Consider the following 20,763-nt stretch of genomic DNA (forward strand, 5'->3'; position numbering starts at 1 on the left):
TTATACAAGCTTATGTCGAGGTCTAAAAAGAATGATTATCATTTAATAAGAATTTAGTAATTGAGGATTGACCTTTTTTTCCAAAAAAGGCAGCCTCGGCGGGAATTGGCTCCGCCGCCTGTTGAAGCATATAACGCAAACAAAAAGCGTCATGACTCGCTCCTCACTCCTCGCTCTACTGGGTGTTACCTCGGCCATTGGATTGGCCCTTCCCTCTGTGCAAGCAAGCACGGATTACAACAACGACGGTTATGATGATGTATGGCAACATCGTCATTCCGTCACCGTGGCAAGTTTCCCCCTGGCCAGTGACTATGATGGCGATGGATACACCAACCAGGCCGAGTGTGTCGCCGGCACGGACTTGCGAAACTCCCTTGATGCCCCGGAAATCACGAACTCGGTGATCTCTGGCACGGACATCCAGGTGTCCATCAAGACGCAGACGGGAAAGCTGTATCAGCTGCAGAGCAGCGCAGCGCCCAATGGTCCCACGTGGACGAATGAGGGCACGGCCATCACGGGCAATGGTGCGGTCATGACCGTCACGGTCGCTTCTGGCACCGGCTCGAAACACTATCGCTTCAGTGTCTCCGACAAGGATACCGATGGTGATGGTGTTTCCGACTGGGCCGAGGCGCAGATGGGTACCAATCCCGCGCTCGCCAGTTCCCCGGCAAACGCGTCTGGTGGCGTGGCCACTGATGCGGATGTCCTTCGCAGCCTGATGTCCTTCACCACCACCGTGGTGACGGCCAGCGCGTATGAGAAGGAGAACACCAACGGTCGCATTCGCATCACGCGCAGCTTCGGCACCATGCCGCTGACGCTGAGCCTGACCACCTCGGGCAATACGGTGGCGACGAAGGGTTCTGCCTCCTCGACCGACTACACGCTCAAGGATGGCGCCGGCGCGGCTCTCTCAGCCAGCTCCTTCACGGTGCCCAGCGCTGCGACAACCTTCGACGTGCAAATTGCACCAGTCGTGGAAACGCCGAATGTGAACGAAGTCCCGGAAATGCTGCGTCTCACGTTCCGTCGTGTGAATGGCAGCGTGACGGTGCCGGTCGGCTCCACGCAGGGTGTCAATATTCGTGATGCCACCAACATCGATGCCAACCGCAAGCTCTTCGTGGCTTATCTCGGTCGCGAAGGTGGTGCTGTCACCACGGCCACTGGTCTGGCCACGCTGCTCCTGAATGGGGACAACACCGTGGGTGAAGTGAATTCCACTTTCAGCAACCTGACCTCCTCACAGAGCGCCTCGCACTTGCATGCGGCCCCTGCCACGGATTCCGCGGCCAGTGGACCCATCATCGAAAGCCTTGAGCTGGGTCAGGTGACCGCTCACCTCTATGATGTGCAGGCGGAGACGGTGGCTTCCTGGACTACAGACCAGGCGGCGCTCAATGCGCTCTTTGGTGGATTTATCTACATCAACGTGCATACCGCCAACTACGGCAGTGGTGAAATCCGCGGAAACTACACGCTCAGCGACGGCTCCATCAATCCGCCACCGGCTCCTCCGGCACCGCCTGCGTATGGCAGTGCCGAGTGGCCCACGCTTACCGGCACCAATCTGGACCGCGACATTGTGCGCTTCCTGACGCAGGCCACCTACGGCCCCACGCCCGAGAGCGTGCAGGAAGTAAAGGACCTCATCACGGCGAATGGCGGCGATGCGATTGCCGGTTACACCGCGTGGATCAACAAGCAGATGGACCTCGCGCAGACGCCTTCGCCTTCGCTGCAGAAGTTGGTGCAGGCGGCGGACATGGAGGAATTCATCCTTCGCAACAACAAGCCCATCAATGCCGGCAATGACCCGCAGTTCGCTGGCGCCTCGTTCGGGTGGAACACCACCACCCGCACCTGGACTTCTAGCACCATCCATCAGAACAATTACCCCTTCCAGAACAACCGCCGCCGTGAGTGGTGGACGCTGGTGACGCAGAGCAAGGATCAGCTTCGCCAGCGCATGGCTCTTGCCCTCAGCGAAATTGTGGTGGTGTCCGAAAATGACGGCACAGTGCAGGCCTATCATTACGGCCAGGCAAACTACTGGGACATGCTCGCGGCCAATGCCTTTGGCAATTACCGCACGCTTCTGGAGGAGGTCTCGTACCACCCCATCATGGGCATCTATCTGAGCCACCTGAAGAATCAGAAGGCCACCGGTACCATCAGCCCGGATGAGAACTATGCGCGTGAAATCATGCAGCTCTTCTCCATCGGCCTGGTGCAGCGCCACCTCAACGGGGCGTTGAAGCTGGGGAACAATGGTCTGCCGGTCAATACCTATGACCAGGGGGACATCGCGGAACTGGCCCGTGTCTTCACCGGCCTGAGCTTCGGAAAGCGCCATATCAGTGTGGCGAATGCCCCGACCTACCCCACTGCTTCCACCCAACGCATCGGAGCTCTCGAAGACAACACCAACTTCTTCGAAGGCAATGGGGTGCGCTTCTGGCAGGGAGAGTGGATGAACCGCATGAAGATGTTCGACACCTACCATGACTTCAATGCCAAGGTGCTCTTCAACGGAAAGATTGGGCAGAAGAACATCCCGGCCCGCACGAACAACGCCACGCCGGAATCGGAAGGCAATGCGGACGTGATTGATGCGCTGAATACCCTTGCGGGTAATCCGGCCTCGGGCACGTACGACGGGCATCCGAACACCCCGGTGTTCATCGCGCGCCTGCTGATTCAGCGTTTCACCACGTCGAATCCCAGCTCCGCGTACCTGTATCGTGTGGCCAGCAAATATCAGGACACCAAGGGAAACCTTGGAGAGGTCATCAAGACCATCCTGCTCGACTATGAAGCCCGCAGCCTTTCGATTGCGGACAACACCGTCGCCGCCGGCAAGCCCAAGGAGCCCATCCTTCACTTCGCGCACATGCACCGCGTGCTGAAGTGCTACACCGGTTCCCCGCTGGTGAATCTCACCACGATGCCCATCACGTTCACCAACGTGCAGGCGCCGACGACCACGGCATACGAGCTGTCTGAGTACAACAAGTTCCCTGCCAACTCGGTCCGCTTCCGCTGGCCGGATACGCAGGGTGCCATCACCCAGTCCCCACAGCGTCCGCCGAGCGTGTTCAACTGGTTCCTGCCGGACTATGTGGTGCCAGGTCCGCTGGCGACCGCCGGTCTCAAGGCGCCAGAGCTGCAAGTGGCCACGGAATCGAATGTGGTGAATGTGATCAACGCCCACTACAACACCATCTTCACCTCGTATCCGCCGACGGTGAAGCCTGGTCGTGGATTGGATGACTACTTCAACCTGTCGAACTACCAGACGGGCGCGAGCGTGCAGCTTGCCATTCCCCAGTACGGTGTGGACAAGGGGTACTTCTCCGCCACCACGTTCGACTCCTCACCCGCTCCAGCGACGGCCCAGCCGAACGATCTGAACAACCAGCTCGATAACCTGATTCCCAAGTGGGATGAGCTGATTGCGCTGTACACCAACACCTACACCACCGTGCTGACCGCCCAGTATGCGCCGGCTGCGGTGCCTGCCACTCCAGGCACTACGCAGAAGCAGACTGCGCATGCGGAAGCGGTGAAGGCTGTTGTGGATCAGTGCGACATCCTCATGTCCGCCGGTTATCTGAAGGCGAAGTTCGGTGCCCTCGCCACGCCCAATCCACGGCAGGCTATCATTGATGGGTTGAACCTCATCGCCGCCAACAATCGTCACACCACTGACGCGACAAACTTCACCAATGATGCGCGAACCCGGTGCCGGAACGCCCTCTACCTCGTGGTCTCCACGCCGCAGGCCCTTGTTCTTAAATAAACCACGTTTCGCACCACTTATCTCCTCATTGTATGAACATTCTCACTAGCCGCAAGAACGGTCCCAGTCGCCGTCAGTTCCTTGTGCAGACTGGCTGTGCCTCCATGGGCATCACCAGCCTGGTGAACACGATTGCGCACCTGAAGCTCATGCAGGGTGCGCTGAATGCGCAGGCTCCGCCCTCGGGTTACCGGGCGCTGGTCTGCGTGTTCCTGAACGGGGGCAATGACTCGAACAACATGCTCCTGCCCTTCAGCGGCACGGCACGCACGGATTATGAAGCAGGTCGCGGCATGCTCACCATCCCGGTGAATAATGCCACGGCCTCGCTGAATGCCCTGCAGCTCAATGCCACCAACATCGCTGACTGCGATCCGCTGGGCGGTTATCTTGGAACGCTGGGCGTGCATCCCAAGTTCAACCACATCAAGACCATGTTCGATGAAGGTGATGCTGCCTTCGTGGCGAATGTGGGCACGCTGACGTATCCCGGCGTCACCCGTGCGAACTACAACACCGCGCCGAAGCCGCCGCAGCTCTACTCGCACTCTGACCAGCAGGTGCAGTGGCAGAGTTCCATTCCGGACAAGCCCTTCACCAGTGGCTGGGGGGGACGCATCGCGGACCTGCTGGATCCGCTGCACAATCCCTCCTCGGGGAATGCCTCCATGTCCATCTCGATCTCCGGGGTGAACAGCTTCCAGGTGAGCCCCACGGGCGTTGTCGCACCGTATGTGATGACGAGCGGCGGCCTCGTCAGCCTCTCGGGCTATGGCACCAACTACACCAGTGCCGTGACCGACCCCAGCATCTTGTTCCAGGCTGCCAACTACAAGACCGCAGAAGCAGGGCGCCGTCTCCAGGCGTTTGAGAACATCCTCAACATGTCGCATGCGAGCCTCATGGAGAATGCCTACAACGGCGTGGCCATGAACGCCCGTCTCACGGAAGGCATGGTGGGCACGGCCCTCGTGCCCACGACGGGCACCACGGCAGGCACCACCACGCTCGATACGTACTTCAACAACGCCTTTGCTGGCACCGGGTTGAACGTGAACAATGACTTCACCAACCAGATGAAACTGGTGGCGCGGTTGATTGCGGGACGTGCGGCTCTGGGGAATACCCGCCAGATCTTCTTCGTCCAGCACGGGGGTTATGACACGCACATCGCGCAGATACCCGCCGGCAGCAATACCGCGGGTCACACGGGCCTGATGAACTATCTGAACTGCACGCTCAAGGGCTTTGCAGATGCCATCAAGGGACCGGAAGTGGGCAACCAGTGGGATAACGTGACGTCCTTCACGGCGTCCGACTTCACTCGTACCTTCACCGCGAACAAGACGGATGCGACTGCCGGCTCCGACCATGCCTGGGGTGGCCACACCCTGGTAATGGGCGGCTCCGTGAACGGTGCTCGTGTCTACGGCAAGTTCCCCGTGTTGAAGCTGGGCAACAGCGGCGATCCGAACACCATCGACGCCACCTCGGCCAATCGCGGTCTCTGGATTCCCAGCACCCCGGTAGACCAGTACGCCGCCGTGCTGGGCCGCTGGCTGGGGGTGAGCGACTCGTCCCTGAGCGCCATCTTCCCGAACCTGAACCGCTTCGTGACGATCCCGAATATCATCTCGGGCAACATGAACTTCATGGGTGCATAATGGTTAGTTAGTTGGATATCATGGGTATGGCAGACGTGCTGTCACTGCATGGGGCAGTGGCAGCACGCCAACCCAAAGAACAAGCGTCTTACTTGAGGGCATGGCCATGGCGGGAGCGAATTCATCATCCAGGACAAAGACTGTCGTTATCATTGTGGCACTCGTGGTAGTGCTGGGTGTCATCTGGAAATTCTTTCCGGATCCCAGTACGAAGTCCGGCGACAAGAGCCCCGGCGATGCGACTGCACAGAGCAAGGGAACGGTACTGCCGCCGCCACCGGGGCCGACGGTGCCCATTGAGATGCACGGGGCTGCGAATGAACTCTCTGACCTGGTCGCCAAGCCGGACCTGTCACCACAAGAGCGTCTGGAGGGCGTGGGGCAGCTGCTCTACGTGTACCGGCAGGGCTTTGGAGGCAATCCCTCCGGGCTGAACGCAGACGTGGTGACCGCATTGCTGGGCATCAATGAAAAGCACACAGCGCTGCTGCCCAAGACCTGTGCCGCCATTCAGGATGGGGAGTTGGTGGATGGCTGGGGTACGCCGTATTGGTTTCACCCCATCACTTCAAAGCAGATGGAAGTGCGCTCGGCAGGACCGGATCGCGAACTTTTTACCAACGACGATCTCACTCTCGAGTAGACTGCGGCATGGATTTCAGCGTGCTCGCGTCCTGCTGCCTGCTGCTGCTGGCGTGTGTGTTATCGCCAGCGGCACTATCCGCAGCAGGGAAGAGCGAGCCGGTGCAGTGCCTCTCCGCTCTCGCATGGCAGCGGGAGCAGGACTATGTGAAGCCTGCCAATGACGAGGCAGCGTTTCGCGGCGGGCCGTTTGCACTGCCGAAGCGCGAGGATGCGAAGCCGTTGCCGGCGGGACTGAGCCTTCCGGTCACCGCATCGATATCTCCATCTACTGCTGTCGATAAGGCGGAGGTGGAGTTACGCATCGCCGCAGGAGTGCGTGCGTTGCATGCGTTTGCGGATGGCGAAGCTGAGTGCTGGTTTCGCGATGCTGCACGGCTGGACCCGCAGTGTGCTGCAGCATGGCTGGGACTCGCCATGGCGAATGAGAAGCTGCCTTCGCGCGCGCTGTACTTCCTGGAAAAGGCCAAGGTCGCGCAGGCGCAAACGCCGCATGAGGGCGCGTGGATGGCCGCCTATGACACCTTCTTCCAGACCTCGAAGAGCGCGGACCTGCTGGAGCGTCTGGAGAAGCTGAGCGGTGAACTTCAGAAGCTGGCCGATGCTGAAGGCAAGGAGGACCGATGCGCTGCGAGCTTTGCGCTGCGTTATCGCATCATTCGGGCGAATATCGCCAGGATACCGCTGTCGGACGCGCAGGAGATAGAGGAGAGATATGACGCATGGACCCGTGAAGAGGGTGGGGACGCGCTGGTGTTTTATCCGGTGCTGCTGTGGCTGAAGTTTGATGCTGCGAAGGCGGCGCAGCATACGAGGGCGCTCATTGAGAAGCATGGTGGCGCTGCCGCGTGGCGTCTTGCGGCGGAGCCCAAGCTGGCGCTGGGCAATTACAAAGAAGCTGCTGCGTGCTTGGGGGCTGCATTGTCCAAAGCCATGGAGGCTTCATCGGCATCTTCGTCGGAGAAGGAGACGACGATACTGGAGTATGCGACGGCGCTGGCGTGGTGCCAGTTCCATGGCGGGCATCCGTCTCAGGCGGTTTCCCAGGCGTCGGAACTCGTGGGCCTTCCGCGCAAGCCGGGATTCACCGGCCTGGAAGCCGTGGATGATGCGGCTGAGAGTGGTTATCTGGGCGCGCTCCAGTTGCGTGCTCAGATGTGGATGGCCAGTGGCAACTGGGTGGCGCTGGCGGACGATGCCACGGCCGCAGCCGCGGATGCTGGAGAGAAAGGACTGCTGGTGCGTGCGCATCAGTACTACTGGGCAGCGCTTGCCTCTGCGGCCCTCAGTCGTGGCAAGGAGTGGCAGAGTGCGAAGGCGGACTTAGGCAAGGTGGCGGAGGAAATCGCGCGCACTCCTTATCTCACGCGGCATGCAGAGGTGGTGTCTGGTTATGTGCGTGGTGCAGAGGCGTTCGGCAATCTGGTCCAGGGGCGCATCACCCCCTTCATGAAGGATATTGCGCATGTGCCCGGGTTTGTGCTGGCTCCCTGGATGAGCAAGGCAGGTGCGGCCACGGCGGCGCAGGCGATGGTCGATAATGCGCTGAAGGAGCATCCGGGCTCGGAGCCCTTGTTGCACGTCGCGAGTGTGTTGAAGGCAAAGGGTTCGGTGCTGGATGAGGTTCAGGTCCCCGGGATCATTTATGGCCCCTATCACCGCGAATTGCCTGCACAGCCAGCTGTCTCATTGCCGGACAAGAGCGGTGCGGTGCATGCGCTGGCAGAGTTCAAGGGACGTCCCGTGCTGGTGATTTTCTTCCTGGGCCAGGGCTGTGCACACTGCGTCGAGCAGTTGCAGAAGTTTCGTCCCTTGGTGGGAGCGTATGAGCAGGCCGGCATTCCCATCGTGGCCATCGGCACGGACAGTGTGGAGAAGCTCGCAGAGAGTCTCGGCCCGGGTCCGGAGCGCAACCCGGACCTGCCGTACCTGATTCTTTCTGATGAACCGATGGCCGCATTCAAGGCATGGAAGTGTTATGACGAGTTTCTGCAGAAGCCACTGCACGGCACCTTTCTGCTGGATGCAGGTGGAAGTGTGTTGTGGAGTGATATCAGCCATGACCCTTATACACAGGCTTCATATTTGTTGGGGGAATGTCAGCGGTTGTTGAAGTTGCATGGTGTGGTTGATGGAGTGGTGGGTGTGGGGGCTGTGGGGAAGTAAGCGTTTTGGAATGGCCGCAAAAGAACGCAAAGGGCGCAAAAAGGTTGGAGTGGTGGGGATCGGGGTGGTTATGCGTAGTTTGTACGGTGGGTCTATTTTATGCGGTGTGTTTCAGCTTGGTGCGCGTCTCGTGAGATGAAAACACGATGGCGGGTGGTGTAGTCTTTTGGCGTGCCACCTTGCGCGCAGCGCCTTGGAATGCGTGTGCGAAGCACCGCTTTGAAAGAAGTGGTTTGGTGTTCTTGTTTCCTGATGGCTTCGATAGGAAAGTCGTGTGGTGTTGTGAGGTGGGCGGATGATGGATGTTGGTTGCGCAATAAGGGTGGGATATAACGAACTCGCTCCGTTCAAAGCGGTGCGTCGCACCGCACTCCAAGGCGCTGCGCGCAAGGTGGTGACTTGAGGAGACGCATCAGACGACCAGTGCCGGTCATCTCACGAGACGTTTTGCGGAGTTCAGCAATGTGCGAGACCGACATGCTCGAGCTTCGAAGCCTGAATCCCTTTTTTGCGTTCTCTGCGTTCTTTTGCGGCTATTCCCTTCCGATGCTGCCTCCGCGTGCACCCCGCCCTGCACTCTCACATTTTCTCCATATGCAAAAGCAGTCCCGCCGTGGCATCATGCGGGTGCATTCTTATCAAGTCCTCGGACCGCATGCATCTTTCCTTTTCACATCGAACCCTTTCGCATTCCGTGCCCCTGGCACGGGTGGCGGGTGCGCGTGGCTCGGCGTTGCTCATTGTGCTGTGGGTGGTGGCGCTGCTGTCATTCATGGTGTTCACCGCGGCGATGATTGTGCGGCAGGATGTGGAGACGACGTGGGCGCGGGAGTCTGTGCAGCGGGCGCGGCAGCTCGCGGAGATGGGGATTGCGGTGGCGGCGCACCCGGGGGTGAAGGCGACGGACCCGCTGCTGCGCGCGCAAGTGTCCTCGCGGGAGAGTTATGAGGCGCTACTGTCCACGGAGGAGTCGAGGTTGCATATCAATTCGCTGCTTACCGAGGAACGCCGCGCGCTGCTGGAGCGCGTGTTCGTGGGGTGGGGGCTGATGGAGTCAGACGCGGAGACGCTGGTGGACCGGCTGATGGACTGGGCGGACCAGGATGATTTCCAACGGCTGAAGGGTGCGGAGAAATCCCACTATCGCGACCTGGGCATCCCGGGGCGGCCATACAATCGGAAGATGCGCACGGTGGAGGAGATGTCGCTGGTGGATGGGATGGACATGCTCACGGCGGTGCGCCCGGATTGGCGGGACTGGGTGACCTTCCACGGGGGCGGGCAGCTGGACCTGAATGAGGCGCCAGCGGAGTTGATCGCGGTCTTTACAGGAGCGCCGCTGTCGCGGGCGCAGGGACTGGTGGCGCGTCGCTGGGGGCCGGATGGTCTGGCGCACACCTTGGATGACCTGACCCTGACCTCGGTGGAGGAGGCGCTCGGGAGTCTGGGTGTGGGCGGTGGTGAGGCGGAGGCGCTCACGCCGATGCTGACGGTAAAGGGAAGCACGACGCGCATCCAGAGCACGGGCCGTGTGGGTGATTATGCGCGCACAGTCGTGGTGGTGGTGAACAAGAGTGGCGGTCGTCCGCAGATTCTTGAGTGGAAGGAACTCGTGACTGAATGAGCGCTTATCACGACGTTACGAAGATGACACTTTTCCAGTAGGCTATGGACGCGGATTCCAGTAATATAGAAGGTTTCCTCTTACAGGCATGGTTTCCCTCAAGTCGCAGTCCATTCGTATCCCCGGTGAGGAAGAGCGCGAGCTCTGGCTCAGCGACGCTGCGGGCGTGTGGAAACGCGCGGAGATCCCTGAGAGTCGTGGACCCGCAGGTGGAATGTGGGCTATCGAGTGCCTGGCACTGGATAGTGCGCCGTTCTGGAGCCTTTCCCCAAAAGGGGCGGATGTGAGCCTGGACGAGACGGCCGCACTGCACTGGGCGGCGCTGGGTCTGGAGGAGGATGCACACGGCCGTGCGTGGGCATGCTGGCATATTGACGACGAACGAGGCCAGACGCTGGCAGGCACGGCAGCTCTGACGGGGGCGCCGGGGGACCCGGCCGCAGGCGCAGGTACAGACTGGCAGGCGTGCATGCCGGAGGCGTTCGACGTGAGCGCGCGGTTTTTCGAGATTCCTTCGAGTGAAATGGCGGTGTGGAAGGAACTGGGCCGGTATGTGGTCGCATTCCAGCGGGGTGAGGGCGTGGTGCATTTCTCGGTGTTGCAGAGCCGCGAGCTGAATGCGGATGCGGCGTGGGAGATTCGGGACCTGGCGCTCTCTCTGGAGGTGCGCGGATTCATTCACGCCCTGCATGGATGCCGCGTGTGGACCCACGCAGGGGATGCCTTCACCAGCACGCTGAAGGAGGCGCTCGGGGTGCGCGTGCGGTTGGAGACGAAACCGGCGCCGCAACTGCCCAAGGTGGAGGCGGACCTGCTGCCCCCGGAGATGGGCAGACTGCGTGAGGCGCGTGCCCAGCGGAAGCGTTTGGCGGGCTGGATTGCGATGGCGTGCCTGGCGTATGTGCTCTTCTTCGGAGGCTGGACGGGCCTGCTCTTCCTGCGTGAATCCAAGCTGGAGCGCACCAACGTGCGACAGGCGCAGCTGACTCCTGAGGTGGAGGCGGTGCGGCAGGCGCAGCAGCGCTGGTACGCGCTGGAGGCGGCGACGAATCGGGACCTGTATCCCGTGGAACTGTTTCATCAGATCGTGTCCATACTTCCACCGGATGGCATTCGCCTCACGGACTTCAGCCTGGATGAAGAGAAGATGGTGGTCGCAGGCGAGGCGCGCTCGGTGGAGCTGGCGATGAGATTCGCGAACGACGTGAAAGCGAACCCGGTGCTGAGCCGGTACACGTGGATGTTCCCGCAGGAGACTGCGGGTCAGGATGAGCGCGCGCCCTTCCGCGGTGAGGGACACCTCAACGGAGGGAAGCTGCCCTGACCATGAAGGAGAACGAACGCCGACTGCTGATGGTCTTCGTGGTGCTCGCCGCCGTGATGGGCGGGGCAATCCTGTCCCAACGCTTCCTGCAGTGGAGCCACCGCCTGGACCGCTTGGAGCGTGACCTGGAGCTGGCAAAGATGGAGTCAGACGTGCTCATTGCCCAGGCATCCCTGTGGAAGCAGCGCAGCGAGTGGATCCTGCAGACGCAGCCTGTGGCCGCAGATTCCTACGATGCAGGCAAGGGCCTGCTGGTACTGAAAGAGGCGGCCGAGCAGGGCGGTATCGAGGTGCTCAAGACCCAGATTGAGCCGGAAGCGCAGACGGCGTACTACCAGCAGTATGGCGTGACTCTCACCGTGAGGGGTGAGCTGCCGAAAATCCTCGGCTGGATTTACTCCACGCTGGACCCGAGCGCTTTCATCGTGGTCCCGCGCCTCCGCATCTCTCCAGAGAAGGATGACAAGTCGCAGAATGTGGTCGCGACGGTGACCTTCCAGCGGAGGTTCAATCCCCAATTCGCCGGCACCGGGGCCGCACCCGCGTCCGTGCTCACGCCCTCGGAGGCCGCCGCTTCCGTACCTGTCCCTGTCAACGCACCTGTCCTGTCTCCGGAGGTGGGCAATCCATGAAGAATCACCGGACCTTTTCTCGTCGCCTTCCGGCGTCGGCCACGCTGGTGGTGGTGATGTTCATGCTCGCGCTCTGCGCCGTGTACGTGCAGGCACAGGAGACTTTCGTCGTGCCGGAGCGGTATTCCCAGGACCGGTATGAAGCTGGCTGGATGAAAAATCCCTTCACGCTGAAAACCGCCCCGGTGATCGCGGAGAAGAAGTCCTTCGCCAAGGACTTGGTGTTGCACAACATCGCGGGGTTGGAGGGGGGGGACGCGCTCGTGGTCCTGGCCAATACGAAGACCAAGGAGATGTACCGGCTGAAGAAAAGCGAACCAGCATCCAACGGGATGAAAATCCGCTACGCCGTGATCAAAGATGCACGAAGGGATTCCTACGTGGAGGTGGAACTGAATGGCGAGTTCGCCGTGTTGCGGCATGACGACGCCTTCCGCAAGCAGATGCTCGCCGGGAATTCGGCCCGGGGAACTCGTGGCAAGGGCGGCATTGGCGCTGACCCCGGTGCGGGCGGTGCTGAAGGTGCTGGGAAGGATGCCACCGGCCAGTCCGTGGTGACGCCCAACAGTACGGCCCCAAGTGCACCGGGCATGGGAGGCGGCCTGCCCGGCGCGAATGCGGGTGCGGGCGGCGGTGCCCGCAACACCACTCCCGGGCCGCCTGTCGAGCGTCCTCAACCGCCGCGGGGTCCTGGTCCCACACCGCCGATGCTGCGGGACCCGTCGGGTTCAGGCCAGCCGGTGAATATCAGGCCCGGCCCGGCAGGCATGCCGCCGCAGGGCGCCCCACCCACGCGGCAAGGCAGACGTTTCTTCACCTCCCCCGTGTCTGTCACCAGTGTTGAGGGTGCCCCAACTTCAGCCGCGCCCTAGCATCCCGTCCGTCCGTTCACGCGAGCATCACCTCCCCCGCCATCATGCGCGCCCGTTTTCGCCTCTCCCTTCCCTCCCTGCTGACTGTGGCCCTGCTGACCGGGACGCTTCCGCTCCCCCTTCCCGCCCAGCAGCCGAGACCTCCCGCGCCTCGTGGACCAGGCCCCGGTCCCGTGAGACCGCCCATCCCCGGCAGCAACCCCGGCGCGCCAGCGGGTTCTGTTTCACCCACCGCGGCAGGCACCGTGGCGGACGAAGGCATCCGCCTGCAGATGCCGGCCGCGCAGATGGGAGATATCGTGGAGCTCTACCAGCAGCTCACGAAGAAGCGCGTCATCCGCGACCCGAAGCTGGAGGAAGTGACTGTATCCATCGAGACCAGCGGCACCCTCTCGCATGATGAGGCCGTCGAGTTCATCGAAAAGTCGTTGCTGCTCGCCGGCTACTCCTTCGTCCCCAGCGGGGGGAATATGGTGAAGCTCCTCGCCGCGGACCAGGGCACCATGCCGGCCCGGGAAGGTGTGCCCATGTTTCTGCGCGCGGAGGAACTGCCGAAGACTGACCAGGTGGTGAGCTACGTTTTGCAGCTCAAGCATCTGGACGCGGAGGAGGCATCCCAGGCCTTCACACAAATCATCCCGCTGCACTCCTACGGCAGCATCGGCGTGGTGCCGAACAGCCGCAGCCTCGTCATCACGGATAACTCCAACACCATCCTCGCCTATGTGGAGCTCGCCCGGCAGGTGGACCTTCCTCCCAGCGAGACCACGAGCAAGACCATCCACCTCAAGCGTGCGGATGTGCTGGAGGTCACCGAGCAGCTCGTCGCCCTGATGGGACTGGATCAACCCAATGCCGGCGGTGGCGGGATGTACAGCAAAAGCAGCGCCAGCCGCACACAGACGCCCAGGCCCGGTGCTACGCCGCCGAACGTCGCACCCCAGGTTGGCAACCCCCAGCAGACCGCCGCCAGAAACGCCGCGCATGTGAACGTGGTGGCCAACGTGGGAACGAACAGCGCTGAGAGTGATGCCTCCATTCCGAGGCTTCAACCCATCCCGCGCACAAACAGCCTGCTCGTCATCGCCCGGCCCGTGGACATTGAGTACATGGAGAGCCTCATCGAGCAGCTGGATGCGGAATCCCCCACCAGCACGATGATGTCGCGCCGGCTGAACTACATCGACCTCACCACGTTCATCGGCATCGCCAGCAAGGCACTCCTGAGGAACTCACCTGAGGCCGCAGGCCTCGCCGGGGGCGGGGGTGACAGTGGCTCTTCGGGGAACCGCGCTGGCAACAACACGGGTGGCAATGGTTTCAACTCGTCCGGTTCCATGGGCGGAGGCACCTTTGGTTCACAGGGCGGCGGCGGCACCTTCGGCTCGGGTGGCGGTGGTCTCTATGGCGGCGGCGGTGGTGGTGGCGGCTTTGGAGCCAGCCTCAGCGGCGGCGGCAGTGGTGGTGGCGGCTTCGGCGGCGGCAGTGGTGCCTCCACCCTGGAGATCACGAAGCGCGCAGAGAGCGTGCTCATTGGACGCACCCTCGTCATCGTGGATCCTGCGAGCTCGAAGTTCTTCGCCAGCGGCCCGCCTGATGAACTGCGCTTGCTCAATGAACTGGCCGATGAGCTCGATGTCCGTCCGCGGCAGATTCTTCTCTCCGTGATTATCGGCGAGTTTTCCCTGGGGAACGAGTTCAACTTCGGCCTCGACTGGATTCAGACCCTGCAAAGCGTCGGTGACAACAGTCTCGTGGGCGGCGTGCTCAAGACCCAGGGCACCGCCTTTGCAGACCTCACGGACTTGGGCAAGGCCGCAGACTTCCTCCCCGCGCTGGATGGCCTCACCGTCTACGGCCAGATAGGCAAGCACCTCAATGTTTTCCTTCACACGCTGGAGTCCACCAACCGCTTCCACGTCATGCAGAAGCCCACGGTGACCACGCTGAACCACCAGCCCGCCAGCATCTACATCGGCCAGCAGGTTGCCATCCCCGGCCAGACCTTCACCACCGGAGACAACGCCGTGAACAGCGCCGGCATCTACTCCACCACGCAATACATCCCCGTGCGCCTGCAGCTCGATATCGTGCCGCACATTTTCAACGACAAGGAAATCATGCTCGAGTTCAAGCAGACGAACAACGACATCTCCGGCTTCACCACCATCAGCGGCAACCAGGTGCCGAACATCTCCGAGCAGGGCATGATGAATACCCTCATCGTGCCCGACCGCACCACCGTCATGCTCGGCGGACTCATCACCGAGCGTGATAACAACGACAAGAAAGGCCTGCCCTTCCTCATCCGCGTGCCCGTGCTGAAGCATCTCTTCGGCAACACGAGCAAGAGCAAGGACCGCCGCGAGCTCATGATCTTCGTCCAGCCACGCATCATGGCAGACGGCGCCAGCCACATCCAGGCACAGTCCGAGTGGAACAAGAACAACGAGAGCTACGATCGCAACAAGCGCTTCGCCGACCCCCAGGATGATACCCCGCTGAACGCCCTGCCCGCGAGTGATGGCACCGCCGCCACTCCCCTGCTCCCCCTGCCCGGCTGGCGCAGCAACGACGTGCCTCCCACCGAACCCGGCCCCAAGGTCATCCTGAAGCAAAAGACCACTTCCTCCTCCAAGGCCACCGTGGTGGAAGAGAAACCCACAGCCACCGCTGCCACTGAAGACATTGCCCCGGCATCCTCATCTTCCACGAAGACCAAGCACGAGAAGAACAAAGCCGCGCTCAAGACCAAGTAAGCACGCAGGCAAGCGAGCCTCCCAGGGAGGGGCGACTTCAGTCGCCCACTTCTCGCGCTTCGAGCGCTGGACCATCAGTGGATCTCCAACAGGCAGATCTGTCCGTCCTCCTCGTCCACGCGATGCCTGGACGAGGGGAAGACAAAAACAAACCGACTACAGCTGGTGATAATCCTGCAGCGCCTGCACCTGCACCTCATTCGCCTGAAGTGACTTGATGCCCTTCAGCGCTGCATCAGCACCACGCATGGTGGTCATGATGGGGATGCGGTTCTGCATGGCGGCGGTGCGGATCTTCACTTCATCTTCACGCGGATTCTTGCCGGAAGGCGTGTTGATGATGAAGTGCATCTCCTTGTTCTTCATCAGGTCGATGACGTTCGGGCGCTGACCGCTGGCAAGCTTCGGCAGCTTGTTCACGGGAATGCCCGCGCCTTCGATCACCGAGGCAGTGCCGGGAGTCGCATAGATGGTGAAGCCAAGGTCGGAGTATCCCTTCGCAATGCGCGGGACCACGGTCTTGTCACTTTCCTTCACGCTGATGAAGATGTTGCCGCCCTTCGGCAGTGCGCCACCAGTGGCCATCTGGCTCTTCGCAAAGGCCATGCCGAGGTCAGAGTCGATGCCCATGACCTCGCCGGTGCTCTTCATTTCAGGTCCGAGCGCGATGTCTACGCCGGTGAACTTGCTGAAGGGGAACACGGCTTCCTTCACGCTGTAGTGCGGAGGAGTCACCTCGGCGGTGAAGCCGAGTTCCTTCAGCGTCTTGCCCGCCATGATCTTCGCAGCGAGTTTTGGAAGCGGTATGCCAATGGCCTTGCTCACGAAGGGAGCGGTGCGGCTGGCGCGCGGGTTCACTTCGATGACGTAGAGGTCATCGCCCTTCACGGCGAGCTGCATGTTCATGAGGCCGCGCACGTTGAGCGCCTTCGCCAGCTTCTTGGCAGCATCGCGAATGCGACCCTGCATTTCTTCGCTGAGCGAGAAGGGAGGAATCACGCACGCGCTGTCACCGGAGTGAATGCCAGCTTCTTCGATGTGCTCCATGATGGCGCCCACCACCGTGGTCTCGCCGTCACTGATGCAGTCCACGTCCACTTCGGTCGCGTCTTCCAGGAAGCGGTCCACCAGGACCGGGCGGTCGGGTGTCGCGTCCACCGCGTTCTGCATGTAGTGCGTGAGCTCGGCATCCGAGTACACAATCTGCATCGCGCGGCCGCCGAGCACGAAGCTGGGGCGCACGAGGCTTGGATATCCAATGCGTGCCGTGATGGCCAGCGCCTCCTCCGTGGAGGTCGCGGTGCCGCTCGGCGCCTGGGCGAGTTCGAGTTCATCCAGCAGCGCGGCGAAGAGCTTGCGGTCTTCCGCGAGTTCAATGCTCTTCGGCGAAGTGCCGATGATGCGCACGCCGTTTTCTTCAAGACCCTTCGCGAGGTTCAGCGGCGTCTGCCCACCGAACTGCACAATCACACCGAGCACCTGGTCATTCTGGTTCTCGCGCTCATAGATGTTCAGCACGTCTTCCAGCGTGAGCGGCTCGAAGTAGAGCTTGTCGCTGGTGTCGTAGTCCGTGGAGACCGTCTCGGGATTCGAGTTCACCATGATGGTCTCGATGCCCAGTTCGCGCAGCGCGAAAGAAGCGTGCACACAGCAGTAGTCGAACTCAATGCCCTGGCCGATGCGGTTCGGTCCACCACCGAGGATGATGACCTTCTTCTTGTCGCCCTCACGCACTTCATCTTCCACCCCATAGGTGGAGTAGTAGTAAGGCGTGTACGCTTCGAATTCCGCGGCGCAGGTGTCGACGAGGCGGTAGGTGGGGGTGACACCGGCCTTCTTACGCGCGTCGCGAATTACGGATTCCGGCACGCCTGTTCGAAGAGAAAGTTGGCGATCGGAAAAGCCCAAGCGTTTTGCCCTGCGAAAAGCGTTTTGCAATCCGGCAACAGTATTGGCAGTGGCGTTGCCAATACAAACTTCGTCGGTATTCAAATCGGACAAGCTATCCCAAAGCGAGTCTTCTTCCAGGCGAGACTGAACAACAATCTCCTCAATCTGCCTCAAGAACCACGGATCGATCTTCGTCAGCTCAAACACCTTCTCCACGCTCCAACCGTTCGCAAAGGCCTGGCCGAGGAAGAAGATACGCTCGGCATTCGGCACGGTGAGCTTGGTGGTGAGCGTCTCGTCATCCACCGACACATCCGCGCCGTCGCCGATGAGGCCGAAGCGCTTGATTTCAAGACTGCGCAGCGCCTTCTGCAGCGACTCCTTGAAGGTACGACCGATGGCCATGGCTTCACCCACGGACTTCATCTGCGTGGTAAGCGTGGTGTCCGCGCCAGGGAATTTTTCAAACGTGAAGCGCGGCACCTTGGTGACCACGTAGTCGATGGTCGGCTCGAAGGACGCCGGCGTCTCGCGCGTGATGTCGTTCTTCAGCTCATCCAGCGTGTAACCCACCGCCAGCTTCGCGGCGATTTTCGCGATGGGGAATCCAGTCGCCTTGGAAGCGAGCGCGGAGCTGCGGCTCACGCGCGGATTCATCTCAATCACGATCATGCGGCCCGTCTTCGGCTCCACGGCGAACTGGATGTTCGACCCGCCCGTCTCCACGCCAATCTCGCGGATACAGGCGAAGGACGCATCACGCATGATCTGGTACTCGCGATCCGTGAGCGTCTGGATGGGCGCCACGGTGATGGAGTCACCGGTGTGCACGCCCATGGGATCGAGGTTCTCAATCGAGCAGATGATCACGCAGTTGTCCGCGCGGTCACGCATCACTTCCATTTCGAATTCCTTCCAGCCGAGCAGCGACTCTTCGATGAGCACTTCTGTCACCGGGGAGAGATCCAGGCCGCGCGCGAGGATGGTCTCAAATTCTTCGCGGTTGTACGCGATGCCGCCGCCGGTACCACCGAGCGTGTAGGCGGGACGGATGATGAGTGGCAGCGTGCCGATTTCCTCGGCAATCTTCCGGCCTTCTTCAACCGTGTGGGCCACGCCGGACTGCGGCAGGTCCAGACCAATCTTGAGCATCGCGTTCTTGAAAAGCAGACGGTCTTCGCCCTTCTCAATCGCATCGGCCTTCGCACCGATCATGCGCACGTTGTGTTTCTCCAGGATGCCTGCGCGGTGCAGGGACATCGCGGTGTTCAGCGCGGTCTGACCGCCGAGCGTGGGGAGCAGCGCATCCGGCTTCTCCTTGATGATGATTTTCTCGACGATCTCCGGCGTGATGGGCTCGATGTACGTGCGGTGGGCGAACTCCGGGTCGGTCATGATGGTGGCCGGATTGGAGTTCACCAGCACCACTTCATAACCTTCCTCACGCAGGGCCTTGCATGCCTGGACCCCGGAATAGTCGAACTCACACCCCTGTCCGATGACAATGGGGCCGGAGCCGATGAGCAAAATCTTGTGAATCGAGGTGTCTTTGGGCATGAGGCGTTACGCGGGCAAAATGGCGTCTTCCCTCGCATGACATGGGGGCTGTGGCAAGCGGGAGTAAGGTGACATTGGCCGCTTCATGCCCCGGAGCGCCGCCGGGTGCCCTTCGGAGGCCGAACTGGTTCATTAGGACTGCCTTACAAACCCCGGTCCAAAATTACCCGCCCGTCGGACAATTCCCCGCTTCAAACAGGCTGGACAAGCTGAGGTCGAACCCACTACACTCCAAATGTAAATACACGCTACACACAGCCCGCACCTGCCATGACCGAACTGCTCGTCTATGCTCCCGGCCTCCGCGAGGAGGAGAGAATCATGCATCTGGGCCATCACATGGACCTGTTGGCCGCCCGTTACAAGGTGGATGCCTCGCATGACATGGTCTATTTCGAGATCGATGACCCCAGCAAAATCACCCTGAAACAGGTGAATGAGCTCTTCGAGACCATCGGCCTGCAACCCCGCTTCGTGGGCCATGTGCCGCCCGAGCTGAAGCGCGGGGATGTGACGGAGCGCTTGCAGCCCTGAGCTTGGCTCACGCTCACTCGAAAACGGGGCCGGAGTGCCCTCCTGGCGATACGAGCCCTGACATTGTTGTTGCGAAGTGCACGAATGTTTAGGTCACCTTTACATTCCCTTCACAATTCTCCTTCTTGCGGATCATCCGCCATTTACATACGCATGATTTCTTGGCGGCAAGATGCGTATTGCCGTCACTGGATTGAGTCGAGGTGAGAACCCCCAGCCGGGAGCCGCCATTATCGCCGGTATCCGCGCGGCACACCCGGGGGCATTCATCGTGGGCATGGCGTATGACGCCACGGAGAGTGGCATCTACGCCCACAACGGCCCGGACGCAGTATTCACCATCCCCTTCCCCTCGGAGGGCGCGGAGACGTTCCTGAAGCGAATCGATGAGATCCACGCACAAACACCGTTCGAGGTGCTCATTCCCACGCTGGATTCCGAGATGGAGCTCATGGTGGAGCTCGAAAGCGAACTGACGGCGCGTGGCATCCGCACCTGCCTGCCGGACAAGGACGCCTACCTTCGCCGTTCACGGGAACAGCTTACAGAGCTGGCTTTCTCCGCAGGTGTCACTACGCCGCGCACGCACGCGGTGTACACCGTCAGCCGCGCCCTGCTGCTGGGCCGCGAGATGCGGTATCCCGTTCTCGTGAAGGGCGTGCATCACGACACGCATCTGGTGGAGAATGAAGCGGAACTCGCCGGGGCCGTGTCCCTGCTCTTCGCCCAGTGGGGGGCGCCGGTGCTGCTGCAGGAGGTCATCTCAGGTACGGAACATCACGCGATGGGCATTGGCGATGGTGAGGGTGGACTCTTCGGCCTCTGCAGCATCCGCAGGCCCAGCATGCACGGGCTCGGGAAAAATGTTGGTGGCATCACCGTGCGGGACGGCGCCCTGCGCGAGGTGTGTGAGCGCCTCGTCCGCGAGCTGCGCTGGCGTGGTCCGTTTGAGATTGTCACCATCATGGATGAGACGGTGAACCGCCACTTCCTCATCAAGATGGCCCCGCGCTTCCCCTCCTGGGTGGGTTTCCCCACGGGATTCGGGGCGAATTTCCCGGCTGCCCTCGCGCGGTTCATTGTGAAGGGTACCGTTCCAGACCCGGTGCCGGAGCCGGTTGCGGGCTGGTTCTACCTCCAGCATCAGGTGGAGGTGTTCGGACAGACGGAGCAACTCGATGCCCTCTCTGGCGGAGGTTCCTGGCTGGGTACGGATGGCGCCCGGTTTCAGCGGGCATGAACCGAGTGCGTCTGGACACAGAGAAGTGGTGCAACTTGACCGCGAATG

12 protein-coding genes are annotated in these 20,763 nt (G+C 61.3%); 11 read left to right on the forward strand and 1 reads right to left on the reverse strand.

Going from position 1 to position 20,763, the window contains the following annotated elements; all coding sequences use genetic code 11:
* Window positions 1-151 precede the first annotated feature (151 nt).
* The 9 genes from G5S37_RS31985 (at window position 152) to G5S37_RS32805 (ending at window position 15,494) form a co-directional block, all read left to right on the forward strand.
* Window positions 152-3,811 (forward strand): DUF1800 family protein, encoded by a 3,660-nt coding sequence (locus G5S37_RS31985; RefSeq protein WP_165211110.1) that lies wholly within the window; start codon window positions 152-154, stop codon window positions 3,809-3,811.
* A 32-nt stretch (window positions 3,812-3,843) separates the two neighbouring features.
* Window positions 3,844-5,475 carry a DUF1501 domain-containing protein gene (locus tag G5S37_RS31990; protein WP_165211113.1) on the forward strand — a complete coding sequence of 544 codons (1,632 nt, stop codon included), beginning with the start codon at window positions 3,844-3,846 and terminating at the stop codon, window positions 5,473-5,475.
* A gap of 154 nt (window positions 5,476-5,629) precedes the next feature.
* Entirely contained in the window at window positions 5,630-6,118 is a 489-nt protein-coding gene (locus G5S37_RS31995; protein ID WP_240914764.1) for a hypothetical protein, read from the forward strand.
* A gap of 8 nt (window positions 6,119-6,126) precedes the next feature.
* Window positions 6,127-8,283 (forward strand): redoxin domain-containing protein, encoded by a 2,157-nt coding sequence (locus tag G5S37_RS32000; protein WP_165211116.1) that lies wholly within the window; start codon window positions 6,127-6,129, stop codon window positions 8,281-8,283.
* 694 nt (window positions 8,284-8,977) lie between these two features.
* On the forward strand, window positions 8,978-9,907 hold the full coding sequence (locus G5S37_RS32005) for a type II secretion system protein GspK (protein WP_165211119.1): 930 nt from the start codon (window positions 8,978-8,980) through the stop codon (window positions 9,905-9,907).
* Window positions 9,908-9,995: 88 nt separating this feature from the next.
* Window positions 9,996-11,231, forward strand: a complete 1,236-nt coding sequence (locus G5S37_RS32010; RefSeq protein ID WP_165211122.1) for a hypothetical protein — start codon at window positions 9,996-9,998, stop codon at window positions 11,229-11,231.
* A 2-nt stretch (window positions 11,232-11,233) separates the two neighbouring features.
* Window positions 11,234-11,863 (forward strand): GspMb/PilO family protein, encoded by a 630-nt coding sequence (locus tag G5S37_RS32015; RefSeq protein ID WP_165211125.1) that lies wholly within the window; start codon window positions 11,234-11,236, stop codon window positions 11,861-11,863.
* On the forward strand, window positions 11,860-12,735 hold the full coding sequence (locus G5S37_RS32020) for a hypothetical protein (RefSeq protein ID WP_165211128.1): 876 nt from the start codon (window positions 11,860-11,862) through the stop codon (window positions 12,733-12,735). The genes G5S37_RS32015 and G5S37_RS32020 overlap by 4 nt, the downstream gene beginning before the upstream one ends.
* Before the next feature lie 44 nt (window positions 12,736-12,779).
* Window positions 12,780-15,494 (forward strand): secretin N-terminal domain-containing protein, encoded by a 2,715-nt coding sequence (locus G5S37_RS32805; RefSeq protein ID WP_165211131.1) that lies wholly within the window; start codon window positions 12,780-12,782, stop codon window positions 15,492-15,494.
* Between the two features lie 156 nt (window positions 15,495-15,650).
* Here the strand turns inward: G5S37_RS32805 and carB are convergent, their stop codons facing one another.
* Window positions 15,651-18,941, reverse strand: a complete 3,291-nt coding sequence (gene carB, locus G5S37_RS32030; protein WP_165211150.1) for a carbamoyl-phosphate synthase large subunit — start codon at window positions 18,939-18,941, stop codon at window positions 15,651-15,653.
* Between the two features lie 270 nt (window positions 18,942-19,211).
* Between carB and G5S37_RS32035 the strand changes: the two genes are divergently transcribed.
* Both G5S37_RS32035 and G5S37_RS32040 read left to right on the forward strand, forming a co-directional pair.
* Window positions 19,212-19,475 (forward strand): hypothetical protein, encoded by a 264-nt coding sequence (locus tag G5S37_RS32035; protein WP_165211153.1) that lies wholly within the window; start codon window positions 19,212-19,214, stop codon window positions 19,473-19,475.
* Between the two features lie 172 nt (window positions 19,476-19,647).
* Window positions 19,648-20,715 carry a hypothetical protein gene (locus G5S37_RS32040; protein WP_165211156.1) on the forward strand — a complete coding sequence of 356 codons (1,068 nt, stop codon included), beginning with the start codon at window positions 19,648-19,650 and terminating at the stop codon, window positions 20,713-20,715.
* Window positions 20,716-20,763 lie beyond the last annotated feature (48 nt).

The sequence above is a fragment of the Roseimicrobium sp. ORNL1 genome (genome assembly GCF_011044495.1).
GTDB lineage: Bacteria > Verrucomicrobiota > Verrucomicrobiia > Verrucomicrobiales > Verrucomicrobiaceae > Roseimicrobium.

Coding starts and splice junctions, on each gene's coding strand:
- G5S37_RS32040 (WP_165211156.1), top strand. CDS start 19,648: ATGCGTATTGCCGTCACTGGATTGAGTCGAGGTGAGAACCCCCAGCCG.
- G5S37_RS32035 (WP_165211153.1), top strand. CDS start 19,212: ATGACCGAACTGCTCGTCTATGCTCCCGGCCTCCGCGAGGAGGAGAGA.
- G5S37_RS32805 (WP_165211131.1), top strand. CDS start 12,780: ATGCGCGCCCGTTTTCGCCTCTCCCTTCCCTCCCTGCTGACTGTGGCC.
- G5S37_RS32020 (WP_165211128.1), top strand. CDS start 11,860: ATGAAGAATCACCGGACCTTTTCTCGTCGCCTTCCGGCGTCGGCCACG.
- carB (WP_165211150.1), bottom strand. CDS start 18,941: ATGCCCAAAGACACCTCGATTCACAAGATTTTGCTCATCGGCTCCGGC.
- G5S37_RS32010 (WP_165211122.1), top strand. CDS start 9,996: ATGGTTTCCCTCAAGTCGCAGTCCATTCGTATCCCCGGTGAGGAAGAG.
- G5S37_RS32000 (WP_165211116.1), top strand. CDS start 6,127: ATGGATTTCAGCGTGCTCGCGTCCTGCTGCCTGCTGCTGCTGGCGTGT.
- G5S37_RS31990 (WP_165211113.1), top strand. CDS start 3,844: ATGAACATTCTCACTAGCCGCAAGAACGGTCCCAGTCGCCGTCAGTTC.
- G5S37_RS32015 (WP_165211125.1), top strand. CDS start 11,234: ATGAAGGAGAACGAACGCCGACTGCTGATGGTCTTCGTGGTGCTCGCC.
- G5S37_RS31985 (WP_165211110.1), top strand. CDS start 152: ATGACTCGCTCCTCACTCCTCGCTCTACTGGGTGTTACCTCGGCCATT.